We start from the raw sequence: 13,413 nt of genomic DNA, 5'->3' as shown, positions 1-13,413 counted from the left end.
GTCCCAGCGGCCCCAGCCGACGGGGCCGAAGAAGCCGATGGTGTCGTTCTTCACGCAGAACCGCTGCCAGTAGTGGGCGACCAGTTCCTCGCGCTGGCGGGGCATGCTGCTGCGGCTGTCCACGCCCGGCGTCCAGCGCAGGAACGGGGCGATACCGGAGGTGAGGACCGGGCGGTTCTGCCAGGCCACCGCCTCCCGGAAGGACGGCGTGCGGGCGATGTCCTGGAGGGTGTGCGCGGTCTCCACGGCGGCGTCGGCGAACAGGCGGGCGAAATCCGTCCAGCGCGCGCCGTCGAGGGGGGCCTCCGGGGCGAACTTGTCGGCGGCCTCGGCCAGTCCGGGCGGGGCCAGCCGCAGCACCCCGTCGGCGGGGAAGCCGGGGCCGCGCAGCGCGAACTGCTCCCACAGACGCCAGCGGCCGAGGGACGGTACGCGGTCTTCGGTCATGGCAGGGCTCTCCTTGGCGAGCGCGGGGGACGGGCGGAGGGGCACGGCGCGGGCGGGTCGGGGCGGGACGAGGCGCGCGAGGGCGCGGCGGCGGGGCGGGAAGGGGTGCGGGCCGGCGCGGGGCGGGGCGGGGGCCGGTGCGCGGCGCGCGCCGGCCCCCGGCCCTCGTGCGGTCGCGTCGGGGCCGGGGACCGGTGGGGCGCACGGTGGAGGGGGCAGCGGGTGCCGTGGAGGTCAGGGGCGGCCGTAGTCGGCGTCGACGACCTCGGCCAGGTCCCGCGGTGTGGGGTAGGCGAAGACCAGGGACACCGGCACCTCCGCGCCGAGGACCTCCTCGAGCCGGCCGGTGATCTGGAAGGCGGTGAGCGAGTCGCCGCCCGCTTCGTAGAAGTCGGTGTCCGCGGTCAGGTCGGGCAGGCCGAGCACGTCGCGGAAGATCCCGACGAGCAGGTCGGCGGTGCGGGTGGCGGTCGCGGTGTTCTCGGTCATGACGTGTGCTCCTCGATGGTGGTGGCGGTGGGTGCTTCCACGGCTCTTTCCGTGGGTGTCGCGGTGCGTGGGCGGAGAAGGGCGTGCAGGCGGGCGGGGGTGTTGCCGCCGGAGACGACCACCACGGCCCGTTCGCGGCGGCCGGCGCGCAGGGCTCCGGCCAGGGCGACGGCTCCGCTGGGTTCGGCGTCGACGCCGAGGCCGTGCAGCAGGGCGGCGGCGGCGAGGATCTCGGCGTCGCCGACGGCCATCAGGTCGTCGACGCGGTCACGGATGATCGGGTAGGGGACGCGTCCCGGCCGCTGGCCGCGCAGGCCGTCGGCGACGGTGGCGCAGGGCGGCAGCTGGACCGGGTGCCCCTCGGCCAGGGAGCGGGCGTAGCGGGGCGTCAGGGACGGTTCGACGCCGACCACCCGGACCGGGTGGTCCGCGGCGGCGAGGCAGACGCCGGCGAGGAGTCCGCCGCCGCCGGCCGGGACGTAGACCGTCTCGGTGTCGGGGGCGTCGGCGAGCAGTTCGGTGCCGGCCGTGCCCTGCCCGGCCACCACCAGGGGGTGGTCCGAGGAGGGCACGAGGGTGGCTCCGGTCTCCTCCGCGAGCCGGCCGGCCCGCTCCTCCCGCTCGGCCACTCCCCCGCCCACCTGGACCGTCTCGGCGCCGAGCGCGCGGATGACGGCGGCCTTGGCGGGAGTCGCGCCCGCCGCGAGGACGACGGTCAGGCGGATGCCGAGGGAGCGGGCGAGCCAGGCGAGGGCGATGCCGTGGTTGCCGGACGAACCGGTGACGACCCGGTCGGCGTCCAGCGCCAGGACGGCGTTGGCGGCTCCGCGCATCTTGAACGAGTGGCCGGTCTGCCGGTGTTCGGCCTTCAGCAGCAGGTCCGGTCCGTGCGCCGCCGTCACCGGGCCGCGCAGCAGGGGCGTGCGCAGGACGTAGGGGGCGATGCGGACGGCCGCCGCGGCGACGTCGGCAGGTCCCGGCAGAGTACCGGCCTCGGCCGGCCGCAGGCGGGTGGCGGTCACGGGGCGCTCCCCACGACCAGCCGGCGGCGGTCCGCCTTGCCGCCCCGGGTGGTGGGCAGCGCGTCGTGGCGCTGGAACCGGCGGGGCATCAGGTGCGGCGGCAGGGAGCGGGCCAGGTGGGTGCGGAGCTCCGCGTCGGTGGTGCCGGTCAGGTCGCCCGTGACGTGGGCGGCCAGATGGACCCGCCCCCGGTCGTCGGTGTGTGCGGTGACCGCGGCGCCGCCGACGCGCGGGTGGGACAGCAGGGCGCCCTCGATCTCGGCGGGGTCGACCCGGTGGCCCCGGATCTTGACCTGCCGGTCGGTGCGGCCGGCGTAGGTCAGGCCCTGCGGGCCCCACCGGCCGAGGTCACCGGTGCGGTAGAGGCGGGCGCCGGGCGGGCCGAAGGGGTCGGGCAGGAAGCACTCGGCGGTGCGGGCCGGGCACCCGCCGTAGCCTCGCGCCACGCCCGCGCCGCCGATGTACACCTCGCCCACGCCGCCGTCGGGGACCGGCGCGAGACCGGCGTCGAGCACCCGGACGACCGTGCCCGCCCGGGGTGTGCCCACCACGTCGGTGGCCGTGTCGGGCTCGGCCGGGACGACGTGGCGGGTGGTGGTCATGGTGCACTCGGTCGGGCCGTACTGGTTGACGAGCGTGCCCGGTACCGTCCGCCGTCCGCCGGCGGTGAGGAACGGGCGCAGGGACTCGCCGCTGGAGGCGACCAGGGTGACGTCGGCCAGCGGGTCGGCCGGGTCCGACTGTCCGGCCAGGTGCGCCAGGAAGGACGGGGTGACGCTGAGCAGCGCGGTCACCCGGTGTTCGCGCACGGTCCGGGCGAAGTCGGCGGGGCGCAGCAGCCGGGCGCGCTCCACGATCACCAGCCGGGCTCCGGCCAGCAACGGGGCGAAGGTGTCCCGGATCGAGGCGTCGTAACCGAGCGGCGCGGTCTGCAGGGCCACGGTGTCCGGGCCGAGGCGGAAGGCGCGCGCGGTGTCGCGCAGGTAGGCGTCGAGGGCGTGGTGTTCGACCAGGACCGGGCTGGGTTCGCCGGTGCTGCCGGAGGTGTGGCTGACGTAGGCCAGGGCCTGCGGGTCGACGGGCGGGGGCGGCGTCGCGGGTCCGTCCGGCCCGGTGGCGGGTCCGGCGGCCGGACGGTCCAGCAGGATCGTGGGCACGTCCAGGTCGAGTGCGCGGGCGTGCGCGGAGGTGGTCAGCAGCAGGCGGGCGCCCGCCCCGTGGACGAAGGCCGCCAGCCGGTCGCGGGGCTGGGCCACGTCCAGGGTGAGGAAGGCGGCTCCGCAGCGCATGACCGCGGCCATCGCGGCCACCGCGTCGGCGCCGTGCTCGACGGCGACGGCGCACACCGTCTCCGGTCCGGCGCCGTGGGCCCGCAGCAGCGGGGCCAGTTCGTCGGCGCGCGCGGCCAGCCGGCCGTACGTGATCTCACCGGCGGGGGTGTCCAGCGCGATCCGCTCCGGGTGGCGGACGGCGTGCGCGGCGAGGTCGTCGGCGACGGTGCGCATCACGCCTCCTCCCTGCCGGTGACGGTCCGGTCGACGGCCACGAAGCGGAGTTCGGAGGTGTAGCGGTGGCCGTCGTCGTCGGTGAGCCAGGACTGCTCGGGGGTGGGCAGCATCTCGCTGACCTTCAGGCGGGCCCCGGAGTCCTTGCGGGCGAGCCGGCGGGCGGCCTTGGCGAGGATGGTGACGTACACGGGGCTGTCGAAGTCGACGTAGAACGGGCGGGGTTCGGTCGGGGAGACGACGAAGACGAAGCGGGGCAGGTCGTGGCGGCGCTGCCAGTGCCGGGCCCGCACGAACCGGGCGGCCTCGCTCTTCTCGTCGGCGAAGTCGACTTCCGAGACGGGCAGCTGCCAGGTCTCACGGGCCACGGTCATGCGGTCGACGGTGATGCGCGGGGTGTGCGCGCCCTCGGGGCGGAGGGTGAAGCGGTCCATGACGCGCTGGGTGAGGGTGTTGGCGTAGGCGTCGAGGACGTCGTGGGCGCTGCCGTCGGGCAGTACGGCGGTCAGCCGGCCGTCCCGGTCCTCGACGCGGACGTCGGCGCTCGGCACCGAGTTCGGACGGTGCGGGTCGCCGGTCTGGTCGACCAGGGTCACGTAGTGGTCCTCGGGCCGGTCCAGGGAGGGCCGGCTGCGGGTGGACCAGCGCAGGGGCAGTTCCTTGGGCAGCGTGGGCAGCAGGCGTGGGCCGGGGAAGTCGCGGCCGGTCTCGGCGATCAGCCGGTCCCGCTCGGGGTGCTGGTGGACGAAGAGGGAGGCGCCCATGGTGTTCAGCGCGCAGTGCATCTCGCCGAGGACGAGGTCGACGTCGCCGCGGGCGAGGGCGTCCGCGTCCTCGGCGACGACCAGGAGGTCGGGGCTGACGTAGCGGGCGAGGGACCAGCCGTCGCCGGGCTCACCGAACTCCCGGCGCACCCGGTCGGCCAGCTCCCCCGTGGTCAGGCGGACGCGGCGGGCGCCGGGCGGGAGGTCGAGGATCCGGGCCCACCTGGCGCGCAGTTCGGCCTGGACGGTGTCGATCAGGTCGCCGGCGTCCGGGTGCGGGGAGGGCAGGGTATTCATCCACAGGGTGGCGAGGTCGACGGGTGCGCCGCCGGCGCTCAGGCGGTCGTGGACGGTGCGCAGCCGGGTGCGGATGGCGTCGGCGAAGCGGTTCGTCATCCAGCGGGCGGCCGTCAGACACAGTTGGAGGGGCTCCAGCCCGGCCAGCAGGGCGGGTCCGGCCGTGGCGGTGGCCGACCGCCGGGCGTCGGAGTACACCAGTCCCCGGCAGGGGGCGGTGCGCGCGCCCTTGGCGCGCTGGGCCTCGCTGTCGGTGAGGGCGGCGAAGTCGGCCTCCAGGGCGCCGATCGCGGTGGTCAGCGCGGTGGCGTCGGTCCCCGCGTCGCGTACGGCGTCGCGGCCCCGCTCCAGCACGGCGAGCTTCGCCAGCGCCCGGTCGCGGACGGCCTCGTCGGGTACGCGCTCCAGGATGTGGCGCAGGGCCCGGTCGGGGTGGGTGGCCGCGGGCACCTCCAGACGCCACTGCACCCAGCGCCGGCCGGCCAGTTCGCGCACGACGCCGGCGACGTCGGCGGTCTCCAGGCCCAGCTCGGCGGCGACGGCGGCCAGGTGCCGGGTGCCGTCGCAGCGCAGCAGCACGGCCTGCTGGAGCTCCCCGACGGGCTGGGCGGGCCGTCCCGGGATGCGTACCGTGCCGTCCTGGCAGCGGACGAAGGACATCCGGCGCGGCGGGATCCACCCCATCAGTTCGGTGTCCTCGGCGAGCACCTTGGCCAGGGCGTCGATGGCCCAGCCGGAGAAGTAGACCTCCTGCGCGGCGAGGAAGCCCCGGCCGGCGTCCACGGTGACGGCGTGCGGCGCCGACAGGTCCCAGCGGCCCCAGCCGACGGGGCCGAAGAAGCCGATGGTGTCGTTCTTCACGCAGAACCGCTGCCAGTAGTGGGCGACCAGTTCCTCGCGCTGGCGGGGCATGCTGCTGCGGCTGTCCACGCCCGGCGTCCAGCGCAGGAACGGGGCGATACCGGTGCGCAGGACGGCGGGGTTCTGCCAGGCGAGAGCCGCCTGGAAACGGGGCTCTGCGGCGACTCGCTGGAGGTGGCGGGCGGTGTCCACGGCGGCCGCCGACAGCTCCTCGGTGAAGGCCTGCCACTCGGGTCCGGCCGGATCGGTGCCGGGGCCGAACTTGTCGGCGGCCTCGGCCAGTCCGGGCGGGGCCAGCCGCAGCACCCCGTCGGCGGGAAAGCCGGGGCCGCGCAGCGCGAACTCCTCCCAGAGCCGCCAGCCTCCGCCCGGCAGCAGGACCGGTGCGTGCTCGTCCGACATCACGTGCTCCTTCCGGAAGGGGGTGCGCGGGGAGGCCGCTCGGCGCTCGGCCGGGCCGTGGCCGCCGCCGGGATGCCCGGCTCCCCGGGCGGACAGCACCGTCCCGCGCCGGGGCGGCAGGGCACCAGAGAAGATCCGGCAGCAACGCGCGCCGCGGGCTCGGCGCGTTCGTCCCTGCCCCGGTAGGAGGGCCGCCCGGCACGCTGTCGGCGTCGGCCCCGACCTGCGGCCGGCCCATCACCTGCGGGAGGTTCACCGTGACGCAACCCCACTCCGCGACCGGTCCGGGTGCCGAGGAGGCCCGCCCGGGCTCCGGGGAACCGGGCACCGACGAGGTGTATCTCGTGGTGCGCAACGACGAGGAGCAGTACTCGATCTGGCGGGCGGACCGCGAAGTGCCCGCCGGCTGGCATCCGGAGGGCCGGCGGGGCAGTCGGCAGGAGTGCCTGGACCACATCGGCGTGATCTGGACGGACATGCGTCCGCTCAGCCTGCGCCGTCGGCTGGCCGGGGCAGATGTCTGAGCCACCGGCGGGCCGGCTGCTGGACCCGCCGGCACACGCCCCACCGCCGGCGCCGTCCGGGCTGCCGGGCCCGGCCGTGCTGGACCTGTCCGGGCTGCGGCACCGGACGCGGGCGCCGGGCCCGCGTGTGCTGAGGGGGCCGCTGGAGCTGTACCTGGCCCACGTCGGTGCCCTGGACGAGCGGGCACTGCGGGATGCCCGGGAGCTGCTGGACGCGGAGGAACGGGACCGGGCCCGCGCGTTCCTCCGCGACCGCGACCGGGACGCGTACGTGGTCGCGCACGCGGCCCTGCGCGACGTGCTGAGCGCCCTGCTCGGCGTGCCCGCCGACGCGCTGCCGCTGACGCGGGAGCCGTGCGCGGGCTGCGGCGGGCCGCACGGGCGGCCGGCTCTGCGCATGCCGGGCGTGCACTTCTCGCTGTCCCACAGCGGGGATCTGGTGATGGTGGCACTCGCCCCCGCACCGGTCGGTGTCGACGTGGAGGGGCTGGCCACCGCGCGTGCGGTGCTCGGCGCGCAGTCGGCGCTGCACCCGGCGGAGGCAGACGAGCTGGCGCTGCTGCCCGCACACGAGCGTCCGGTCGCGTTCACCCGGGCCTGGGTGCGCAAGGAGGCCTACCTCAAGGGTCTGGGCACGGGTCTGGTGCGCGATCCGGCGCTGGACTACGTGGGCACCGGGCCGCTGCCGACCGCCCCGGCACCGGGGTGGACCGTACGGGACGTCCTGGTCCCGGCGGGGTACGCGGCGGCGGTGGCCCTGCGGACGCCCTGACGGCGTACGCGCGAACACGGCGGGGGCCGCCCGGTGGGCGGTCCCCGCCGCGGCGTTGCGGCGTACGTGCCCGGTCCTGCGCCGTTCACGTGGGCAAGGAACCCGACGCCTTCACCAATAACCCACAAGCGCACAGCAGTTGGCGCGCTACGATCACCGGCGTGAGCGCTCCGGAACCGACCATCGTCGCCACCTCCGGAGGTCATCGCGTGGGCACACGCACCCGGGTCCTGTTCCACTCTCTGGTCCACCACGCGGTCGATCTCTCCGGTGTGCACGGCCGACGCCCCCGAGTCCTGTACCTGGGCACGGCGGTGGGCGACGCCGAGCACGTCACGGCGCGGGTGGGCGAGGCCGCCCGGGTGGCGGGCTTCGACCTCACCCCGCTCCAGCTCTTCCCGATGCCGAGCGTGGACGACGTCGAGGGCACGGTGCTCGACCACGACGTGGTCTGGGTGATGGGCGGCTCGGTGGCCAACCTGCTCGCCGTGTGGCGGGTGCACGGGCTGGACGGGGTACTGCGGCGCGCGTGGCGCTCCGGGGTGGTGCTCGCCGGAGTGAGCGCGGGTTCCATCTGCTGGTTCCAGGGCGGCACCACGGATTCCTTCGGTCCCGAACTGCGCCCGGTCACCGACGGGCTGGGCCTGCTGCCGTACGGCAACGGGGTGCACTACGACAGCGACGCGGGCCGGCGTCCGCTGATCCACCGGCTGGTGGCCCAGGGCGTCTTCCCGACGGCGCACTGCACCGACGACGGTGTGGGTCTGGTCTACCGGGGCACCGAGCTGGTCGAGGCGGTGGCGGAGGAGCCGGGCAAGGCCGCCTACGTGGTGCGCCGGGACGGCGAGCGGGCCGTGGAGGAGCGGATGGAGCCGCGGTTGCTGCCCACGCCCCCCGGCTGACCGGCCGGACGGACGACCGCTCGGAGGTGCCCGGCGACCGCGCGGGGCGACGCGGGCGACCGTCGCGGCCCCCTGACCGCGGCTCCCGACCCGCCCCCGCGTCCGTCCCCGTGTCGCCCGCTCCGCCGCCTCAGACCAGGCCGTGACGTACCGCGTGGGCGACCGCGTGGGCCCGGTTGCGGGCCTGCAACCGGGCCATGATCTCGTAGATGACGTTCTTGACGGTGTGTTCGGAGCAGCGCAGCAGCAGGGCGATGTCCGCGTTGCCGTGGCCCTCGGCCATGAGGCGCAGCACCGACGTCTGCCGGGCGGTCAGGACGGGCCGGCCGCCGTCGTCGGCCGGATCACCGGGGCCCGGACCGCCGGCCAGCAGGTGGGAGAGGTCCGGGTAGGGGATGCTCGGGTGCGGATGGGCCGCGCGGCGCACCGCCGCCGCCAGACTCTCCCCGGTGAGGTCGGCGGCCCGCAGGACGACCGCCCCGGCCCGCAGCGCGAGCCGCAGTCCCGTGCGGCCGACGGTGTCGCACACCAGGACCAGCGGGCCCGCGCCGTGCCGGCCGCGCAGGGCCTGTGCGGCGTCGGCGGCGGCCACCACGGTGACGGCCCCGGGCCCGCCGTGCTCCGCGGCGTGGGCCAGGCCGGCGCGGCGGGCCGTTGCGCGGACCCGGTCGGCGCCCCGCGAGGGAGGGATACGAAGGGTGGGGAGCACGCCGGCCGCGGCAGCGGACGCCATGGGGGCGGCGGGCGCGGGCGCGGCGGTCAGGGTCGCGGTCACAGCAGTCCCGCCCGGAGCGCGTAGGCGACCGCATGGGCGCGGTTGCGCAGCCGGAACCGCTGGGTGATGTCGTGCACCACGGTGGTCACGGTGCGCGGCGAGTAGGCGAGCCGCTGGGCGATCTCGGCCGTCTCGTGGCCGTCGGCGACCAGCCGCAGCACCGAGCGTTCCCTGTCGGACAGCATGCCGTCGGTCCAGCCGCCGGTGCCGTGCCGGGTGTCCGACGGGCGGTCCAGGAGCTGTTCGAGCAGACCGGGCGGCAGGGTGCAGTCGTCCCGGGCGGCGGCCAGCACCGCGTGGGCGAGGCGCGGGGCGTCGGCGTCCCGGCGCACCAGCAGGCCGCGGGCACCGGCGGCCAGGGTGTGCAGGGCGTCGCCGGAGGCGAGGACACCGGCCACCAGCACGACGGCGGGACCGTGCCTCAGGGCGCGGGTGGCGCGCACCATGTCCAGCTCGCCCGGGCCGAGACGGTCGACGGTGAGGACGGCGACCCGGGCCTCGGCGGGCTCGCACACGGTCAGTTCCGGGCAGGCGAGCAGGGTCGCACGCGTGCCGGCCTCCAGTACCGGATCTAGGGCGACCACGCCGACGGATACGGGTGCTCCCATCTGCTGCTCCTAGGAAGTCGGTCCGCCCGGCGCGGGCACTCCGGGCGGTGTGCGGTGGGGACTGCGCACCACAGTGCCGGGGCGGGGACGCGGCGGCATCGGTAACCGGCCCCCACCTTTCCCCCGGGCGGGGCGGCCCCGTCGGCCCGGGACCCCCCGGGGTCCTCCTTCCGGCCCTGCCCACGGGGGCCGTCGGCCGGTCCGCGCGGCGGCGTGATCAGCGGGCCGGGGCTCCGGGGAGCGGGAAAGAAGCGGCCGTGGGGCCGGTGCCCCGGGGGAGGGGCGCGCACGAGGGGCCGCGCATGCGCCGACGGGCGGGCACAAGGGCCGAACGCGCAGCATCACGTTTCCGTCCGGCGCTCCGTCCCCCATCCGGGCGGTGCCGGTGGTCCCGCCTCCGAGCTGCGGGTTTACCCCTCGAGGGGTGGCGCCGGGCGGGGCGGCCCGCCGGAGCGGGGCGGGGGCCTCGCAGAATATGGGGGCCGCCTACCCATGTGGGGGTCACAGGGGGTCTGCGACCTTCTTTCTCGTGACTGAGACCGCCAGCCTCCCGACGTCCCGGAGCACCGGCCTTCCGCCCTCGTGGTGGGCACCGGCGCTGTCCCTCGCGGAACGACTCGCCGCCCCCGGCCTTCCCGGGGCGCCCGCCGGAGCCACCGCCGGACCCGCCCCCTGGGCCGCCGGGGACGCCGAGGGCTTCGCCCTGCGGCTGGCCGGTCTGGGCGTGGACGGTGCCACGGCCGCGGCACTGGCCGCGGAGCCCGCGGCGCGGCTGGCCGCCCGTGCCCCGAAGCCCGACTGGGCGCGGTACGCCGAGGCGGTCCTGGACCAGGCCGCGGCGGCGCCGGTGGACACGCTCGCCCCGGGCGAGGGACCCGATGTCTTCGCCCCGGTCGTCCAGCCGCTGGTCGGCACGGCCACCGCGCGGCTTTCCGGGCTGCTGCCCGCCTCCTCGGACGCCGAACCGGCCGTGTGGCGGGAGGCGTTCGCACGGCGGCTGACGCACCAGCTGGTCCGGCTGGCGGCACGGACCCTGGTCCGCGAACTCGACGCGGCGCGGCGCGCCGGGCGGCTGGCCGGGGCCGGCGCCCGCGAGCGGTTCGACGCCTTCACCGCCGCCGCAGCCACCCGGCAGGGCCTCGGGGCGCTGTTCGCCGCCTACCCGGTGCTGGCCCGGATGCTCGCGCGGACCGCCCTGGACGCGACGGCGGCCACAGCCGAACTGGCGGCCCGTTTCGCGGCCGACCGAAAGGACCTGGCCGCCGGACTCCTCGACGGACGCGCCCCGGGGCCGCTCGTCGGGGTGGACCTCGGCCGCGGTGACGCCCACCAGGGCAACCGGTCCGTCGCCGTCCTGCGCTTCGCCGGCGGCGACCGGCTGGTCTACAAGCCACGGCCGCTCGGCCAGCACGCGCTCCTCGACGACCTGGTGCACTGGCTGAACTCCAAGGTCCCCGGACTGGACCTGCGGACCCCGCGCAGCCTGCGCCGCGAGGCGTACGGCTGGCTCGAGTTCGTCGAGCACCGCTGGTGCCGGTCGGTGACCGAGACGGACGCGTTCTACCGGCGCCAGGGCGCGCTGCTGGCCCTGCTGTACGCGGTGGACGGCGCCGACATGCACTACGAGAACGTCATCGCCTGTGGCGACCAGCCGGTTCTGGTGGACGCCGAGACGCTGCTGCACACCGGGCTCGCGCAGTCCACGACGGCGGGCGCCGACCCGGCGGCGGACGCGCTGCACGCCTCCGTGCACCGCACCTGCCTGCTGCCGCACCTGCTGATCGGCGAGCACGGGGCCCTCGACATCTCCGCGCTCGGCCGGTCCGCCGACGGCACCTACCCGAGCGAGGGCCTGCACTGGCGGGACAGCGGTCTGGACACCATGCGGGCCGTACGCGCCCCGCTCCTCAGTCCCGCGGCGCACAACCAGCCGCTGCCCGCCGGCCGCCTCCTGGAGGGCGCCGACCACCGGGCGGCCCTGCTGGAGGGGTTCCGCGCCGCGTACGCGGCGCTCGCCGCGCACGGCCGTGAACTGCTCGGCGACGACGGCCCGCTGGTGGCCGGTGCCGACCGTCCCGCCCGGCTCATCGTCCGCTCCACCCGCCTGTACGCGACGCTGCTGGAGGAGTCGGCCCACCCGTCGCTGCTCGGCGACGCGCTCGCCCGGGAGGGCGTGTTCGCGGTGCTGTGGACCGAGTCCGGGCACGACGGGACCCGGCGGCGGCTGATCGAGCACGAGACGGCGGCGCTGTGGCGCGGTGACGTGCCGCTCTTCACCCATCGGCCGTCGGGGACCGCGGTCCGGGCCGACGACGGCACGTGGCTGCCGGATGTGCTGCCGGTGGCGGGCGTGGCCGCGGTGCGGGAGAAGATCGCCCGGATGGACGAGGTCGACTGCCACGACCAGGAGTGGATCATCACGGCCACGCTCGCCGCCCGGGGCGCGGGCTCCCCGCTGGACCGGCCCAGGTCCGAACTGGTGGTGGAGCCGGTGCCCGCCGTCGCGCCCGACGCGTCCCGGCTGCTCGCCGCCGCGTGCGGGATCGCCGACGAGATCGCCGCCCGCGCGGTGCGCGAGGGCGGGCGGACCAACTGGCTCGGTCTGGAGCGGGTGTCCGGGCCGCACTGGGCGGTGCTGCCGATGGGTGCCGGACTCGCGCAGGGCTACTGCGGAGTGGCGCTGTTCCTGGCGCACACCGACGCACTGGCCAAGGCGGGCCGGTACGCCGCACTCGCCCGGGAGGCCGTCCGCCCCCTGCCCGTCCTGCTGAAGGCGCTGGCGGACGAGCCCGAGCTGAGCGCGGCGGCGGGACCCGGCGCGTACGACGGTCTCGGCGGCGTCGTGTACGCGGTGCTGCGTCTGTCGGCACTGCTCGGCCCGGACGTCGCGAAGTGCCTGCCGAACGCGCTCACCGCTCTCGGCCACTCCGCGTCCGCGTGCTCCGAGCCCGGATTCGCCGGCGGTACGGCGGGAGCCCTGACCGCCGTGGTCGCGGTGCACGAGGCGACCGGCGATCCGGCGGCGCTGAGGCTGGCGGACGCTCTGGCGGACCGGCTGCTCGGTGCGGTGACCGGGGAGGCCACCGGCGCCGAGGGCGCCGTGCCGCCCGGTGCGGACCGGTGTGCCGCCGCCGCGGACGGCCTTCCGGCCGGTTTCGCCGACGGTGCCGCGGGCATCGCCTGGGCCCTGCTGCGGTACGCCGCCCGCCGCCCCGGGGATGCCGCCGGGCACACGGCCGCCGCCCGGACGCTGCTGGAGGCCGCGCTGCGCGGCGCCGGGGCGGCGCCCGCGGACGTGTCCTGGTCCGGCGGACTCGCCGGTGCGGCGGCCGTCGCCGCCCACCTGTCCCCCGCCCCCTCCGTGTCCCCGGCCCCGGCCCGGCCCGCGGACGCCGGGGTCCGTCCCGACCTCAGCCTCGGGCGGGGCACGCTCGGCACGCTGGAAGCCCTGGCCGTACGCGCCGGGAGGGGTGACTCGGCCGCCGCCGGGACGCTCGCCCGGTGCGCGGGCCGGGCCCTCGCCCTCGTCGAGGCGCAGAGCCACCGCTGTGCCACCCCCGACCACGTTCCCTCCCCCGGGCTGCTCGACGGGCTGTCCGGCATCGGCTACGGGCTGCTCCGTCTGGCCCACCCCGGCACCGTCCCGTCCGTCCTGCTCCTGGCCCACCCCGACCACTGACCGGTAAGGCACCCGCGCTCCTCGGCCCCATGGCATCTCCGCCTCCGCCCCGTACCCGCCGTACGGAAAACAGAAGGGGAAGACCTTTCATGGATCAGCACCTCGCCACCACCGCCGCCGACTCCGCCCAGCACACCGCCGACGAGCAGGACGCGGCGGGCGGGATCACGCTCACCGGCCGCAACCGGGCCTGCGCCCGCGCCCGTGTCCTGGCCGGGATGGTGCTGACCAGCGGCATCGTCGTCACGCTGAGCACCCTGGACACCTCGGTCTCCGCGCCGAGCTGACCCCGCGCGGTTGTCACGTCGGGTGAGGGCGCGGGACCGCCGGGCGGTCCCGCGCCGCGGCGCGTCCGGCGGTTCTCCG

The 13,413-nt window shown here is 76.8% G+C and carries 12 protein-coding genes; 5 read left to right on the top strand and 7 right to left on the bottom strand.

The genetic code is table 11. The annotated features are described in order from the left end of the window. The 5 genes from ORI94_RS20680 to ORI94_RS20660 all read right to left on the bottom strand — a co-directional run. On the bottom strand, positions 1-447 hold a 447-nt coding region (locus ORI94_RS20680; protein ID WP_266077700.1), incomplete at its 3' end, for a lantibiotic dehydratase. Positions 448-681: 234 nt separating this feature from the next. Next, positions 682-936, bottom strand: coding sequence for an acyl carrier protein (locus tag ORI94_RS20675; RefSeq protein ID WP_042168405.1), 255 nt, complete (start codon positions 934-936; stop codon positions 682-684). Further along, entirely contained in the window at positions 933-1,958 is a 1,026-nt protein-coding gene (locus tag ORI94_RS20670) for a threonine ammonia-lyase (protein ID WP_266077697.1), read from the bottom strand. Before ORI94_RS20670 ends, ORI94_RS20675 begins: the two co-directional genes overlap by 4 nt. After that, positions 1,955-3,463, bottom strand: coding sequence for an amino acid adenylation domain-containing protein (locus tag ORI94_RS20665; protein WP_266077695.1), 1,509 nt, complete (start codon positions 3,461-3,463; stop codon positions 1,955-1,957). Before ORI94_RS20665 ends, ORI94_RS20670 begins: the two co-directional genes overlap by 4 nt. Then, positions 3,463-5,787, bottom strand: coding sequence for a lantibiotic dehydratase (locus ORI94_RS20660; RefSeq protein WP_266077693.1), 2,325 nt, complete (start codon positions 5,785-5,787; stop codon positions 3,463-3,465). The genes ORI94_RS20665 and ORI94_RS20660 overlap by 1 nt, the downstream gene beginning before the upstream one ends. 335 nt (positions 5,788-6,122) lie before the next feature. On the opposite strand from ORI94_RS20660, the gene ORI94_RS20655 reads away from it, so the two are divergent. From ORI94_RS20655 to ORI94_RS20645, 3 genes are all read left to right on the top strand, one after another. Beyond that, entirely contained in the window at positions 6,123-6,311 is a 189-nt protein-coding gene (locus ORI94_RS20655; RefSeq protein WP_062193195.1) for an MbtH family protein, read from the top strand. Continuing rightward, positions 6,304-7,083 carry a 4'-phosphopantetheinyl transferase family protein gene (locus tag ORI94_RS20650; RefSeq protein WP_266077691.1) on the top strand — a complete coding sequence of 260 codons (780 nt, stop codon included), beginning with the start codon at positions 6,304-6,306 and terminating at the stop codon, positions 7,081-7,083. Before ORI94_RS20655 ends, ORI94_RS20650 begins: the two co-directional genes overlap by 8 nt. A gap of 161 nt (positions 7,084-7,244) precedes the next feature. Further along, positions 7,245-7,985, top strand: coding sequence for a peptidase E (locus ORI94_RS20645; protein ID WP_266077689.1), 741 nt, complete (start codon positions 7,245-7,247; stop codon positions 7,983-7,985). A 130-nt stretch (positions 7,986-8,115) separates the two neighbouring features. Here the strand turns inward: ORI94_RS20645 and ORI94_RS20640 are convergent, their stop codons facing one another. Both ORI94_RS20640 and ORI94_RS20635 read right to left on the bottom strand, forming a co-directional pair. After that, entirely contained in the window at positions 8,116-8,760 is a 645-nt protein-coding gene (locus tag ORI94_RS20640; RefSeq protein WP_266077687.1) for a response regulator transcription factor, read from the bottom strand. Further along, positions 8,757-9,368, bottom strand: coding sequence for a helix-turn-helix transcriptional regulator (locus ORI94_RS20635; RefSeq protein ID WP_266077685.1), 612 nt, complete (start codon positions 9,366-9,368; stop codon positions 8,757-8,759). Before ORI94_RS20635 ends, ORI94_RS20640 begins: the two co-directional genes overlap by 4 nt. A 529-nt stretch (positions 9,369-9,897) precedes the next feature. Here ORI94_RS20635 and ORI94_RS20630 point away from each other — a divergent pair. Together ORI94_RS20630 and ORI94_RS20625 are read left to right on the top strand one after the other, a co-directional pair. Further along, on the top strand, positions 9,898-13,047 hold the full coding sequence (locus ORI94_RS20630; protein WP_266077683.1) for a type 2 lanthipeptide synthetase LanM family protein: 3,150 nt from the start codon (positions 9,898-9,900) through the stop codon (positions 13,045-13,047). 89 nt (positions 13,048-13,136) lie between these two features. Then, a complete protein-coding gene (locus ORI94_RS20625) occupies positions 13,137-13,334 on the top strand; it encodes a hypothetical protein (protein WP_266077681.1) in 198 nt (65 codons plus the stop codon). Positions 13,335-13,413: the final 79 nt, after the last annotated feature.

The organism is Streptomyces sp. NEAU-W12 (genome assembly GCF_026242095.1).
GTDB lineage: Bacteria > Actinomycetota > Actinomycetes > Streptomycetales > Streptomycetaceae > Streptomyces.
This window is presented reverse-complemented; position numbering and strand designations above follow the sequence as displayed.